The organism is Pseudomonas brassicae (assembly GCF_010671725.1).
GTDB classification, from domain to species: Bacteria; Pseudomonadota; Gammaproteobacteria; order Pseudomonadales; family Pseudomonadaceae; genus Aquipseudomonas; species Aquipseudomonas brassicae.
On sequence record NZ_JAAHBU010000487.1, the window covers coordinates 1 to 3,043 of the forward strand.

1 pseudogene is annotated in these 3,043 nt (G+C 63.4%); it reads left to right on the forward strand.

The window, feature by feature from the left end:
• The first annotated feature begins 98 nt into the window (after positions 1-98).
• Positions 99-2,944 (forward strand): annotated as a pseudogene (locus G3436_RS24985) (valine--tRNA ligase).
• Positions 2,945-3,043: the final 99 nt, after the last annotated feature.

The window sequence follows — 3,043 nt, forward strand, 5'->3', positions numbered from 1 at the left end:
TTTTTTGCCCCGCACCCTCACCTCGCGCTACGCCCCGGCCCTTATCCCCGCTATACTTCTCGGCTTTCCTGAATAAATGCCATAGGGTCCCGCCGCGCATGGATAAGACCTACCAGCCGCACGCCATTGAAACTTCCTGGTACAACACCTGGGAGTCCGAGAATTATTTCGCCCCGCAAGGCGCGGGCGATTCGTACACCATCATGATCCCGCCGCCGAACGTCACCGGCAGCCTGCACATGGGCCACGGCTTCAACAACGCGATCATGGACGCCCTGATCCGTTTCCGTCGCATGCAAGGCCGCAACACCCTGTGGCAACCAGGCACCGACCACGCCGGCATCGCCACCCAGATGCTGGTGGAGCGTCAACTGGAAGCCAAGGGCCAGAGCCGTCACGACCTGGGCCGCGACAAGTTCCTGGAAAAGGTCTGGGAATGGAAGGACCAGTCCGGTGGCAACATCAGCCGCCAGATCCGCCGCCTCGGCTCGTCGGTCGACTGGAGCCGCGAGCGCTTCACCATGGATGACGGCCTGTCCGAAGCGGTCAAGGAAGCCTTCGTGCGCCTGCATGAAGACGGCCTGATCTACCGCGGCAAGCGCCTGGTCAACTGGGACACCAAGCTGCACACGGCGATCTCCGACCTCGAAGTGGAAAACCACGACGAAAAAGGTCACTTGTGGAACCTGCGCTACCCGCTGGCCGACGGTGCTACCACCGCTGACGGCAAAGATTACCTGGTGGTCGCCACCACCCGTCCGGAAACCCTGCTCGGCGACGCCGCCGTGGCCGTGAACCCGAACGACGAGCGCTACCAGGCGCTGATCGGCAAGTTCGTCAAGCTGCCCCTGGTCGGGCGTCTGATCCCGATCATCGCCGACGATTACTGCGACCCTGCGTTCGGCACCGGCTGCGTGAAGATCACTCCGGCCCACGACTTCAACGACTATGAAGTCGGCAAGCGCCACAACCTGCCGCTGCTCAACATCTTCGACAAGAACGCCATGGTGTTGCCGGCAGCCCAGGTGTTCAACCTCGACGGCAGCCTCAACGAAACCCTGGACGCCAGCCTGCCCGCCGACTACGCCGGCCTGGACCGCTTCGTCGCGCGCAAGCAGATCGTGGCCGACCTGGACGCCGCCGGCCTGCTGGTCAGCGTCGACGACCACGCCCTGAAGGTGCCCAAGGGCGACCGTTCGGGCACCGTCATCGAGCCGTGGCTGACCGACCAGTGGTACGTGTCGACCAAGCCGCTGGCCGAGCCTGCGATTGCCGCCGTCGAAGACGGTCGCATCCAGTTCGTGCCCAAGCAGTACGAGAACATGTACTTCTCCTGGATGCGCGACATCCAGGACTGGTGCATCAGCCGCCAGCTGTGGTGGGGCCACCGCATTCCGGCCTGGTACGACGAGTCGGGCAAGGTCTACGTGGGCCGCAGCGAAGAAGAAGTGCGCGCCAAGCACACGCTGGGTGCCGACGTGGTCCTGAACCAGGACAACGACGTGCTCGACACCTGGTTCAGCTCGGGCCTGTGGACCTTCTCCACCCTGGGCTGGCCACAGCAGACCGAGTTCCTCAAGACCTTCCACTCCACCGACGTGCTAGTCACCGGCTTCGACATCATCTTCTTCTGGGTTGCCCGGATGATCATGCTGACCATGCACCTGGTGAAGAACGAGGACGGCACCCCGCAGGTACCGTTCAAGACCGTATACGTGCACGGCCTGGTGCGCGACGGCCAGGGCCAGAAGATGTCCAAGTCCAAGGGCAACGTGCTTGACCCGCTGGACATCGTCGATGGCATCACCCTGGACGAACTGCTGGAAAAACGCACCAACGGCCTGATGCAACCCAAGCTGGCCGACAAGATCGCCAAGCAGACCAAGGCCGAGTTCCCCGAGGGCATTGCCAGCTATGGCACCGATGCCCTGCGCTTCACCTTCTGCTCGCTGGCATCCACCGGTCGTGACATCAAGTTCGACATGGGCCGCGTCGAAGGCTACCGCAACTTCTGCAACAAGATCTGGAACGCGGCACGCTACGTGCTGGACAAGGGCGAAGACTGCGGCCAGAACGGCGAAGCCGTCGAGCTGTCGCTGGCCGACCGCTGGATCATCTCGCAGTTGCAACGCACCGAAGCCGAAGTGACCCGCCAGCTCGACCAGTTCCGTTTCGACCTGGCCGCCCAGGCGCTGTACGAGTTCATCTGGAACCAGTACTGCGACTGGTACCTGGAGCTGTCCAAGCCCGTGCTGTGGGACGACAACGCACCGATCGAACGCCAGCGCGGTACCCGCCGCACCCTGGTGCGCGTGCTTGAAGTGGCCCTGCGCCTGGCGCACCCGTTCATGCCGTTCATCACCGAAGAGATCTGGCAGCGCCTGGCGCCGCTGGCCGGTATCGAAGGCAAGACCATCATGCTGCAGCCGTGGCCAGTGGCCAACGAAAGCCGCATCGATGCGGCTGCCGAAGGCGATATCGAGTGGCTCAAGGAGCTGATGCTGGGTGTGCGCAACATCCGTGGCGAGATGAACATCGGCCCGGGCAAGCCACTGCAGTTGTTCCTGAAGAACGCCAGCGCCGAAGACGTGCGTCGCCTGCAGGAAAACGAGGCGCTGCTCAAGAAGCTGGCGAAGATCGAGGCCTTCACCGTGCTCGGCGAGCAGGACGAGGCGCCACTGAGCGCCACCGCCCTGGTCGGTGACCTGCAGGTGCTGGTACCGATGGCCGGGTTGATCGACAAGGACGCGGAGCTGGCTCGCCTGAACAAGGAAATCCAGCGCCTGCAAGGCGAAGTCCAGCGTGTGGGTGGCAAGCTGTCCAACCCGGCCTTTGTCGACAAGGCACGCCTGCGGTGATCGACAAGGAACGCGCCAAGCTGGCCGAAGCCGAACAGGCCCTGGCCAACTTCACCGAGCAGCATGCGCGGATTGCCGCCTTGTAACACTCACTGACCTCAGTGATGCCATCGCGGGTCAAGCCCGCTGCCACAGGAACTGCATGCACAGTTCCCGGTGGCAGCAGGCTTGACCCGCGATGCTTT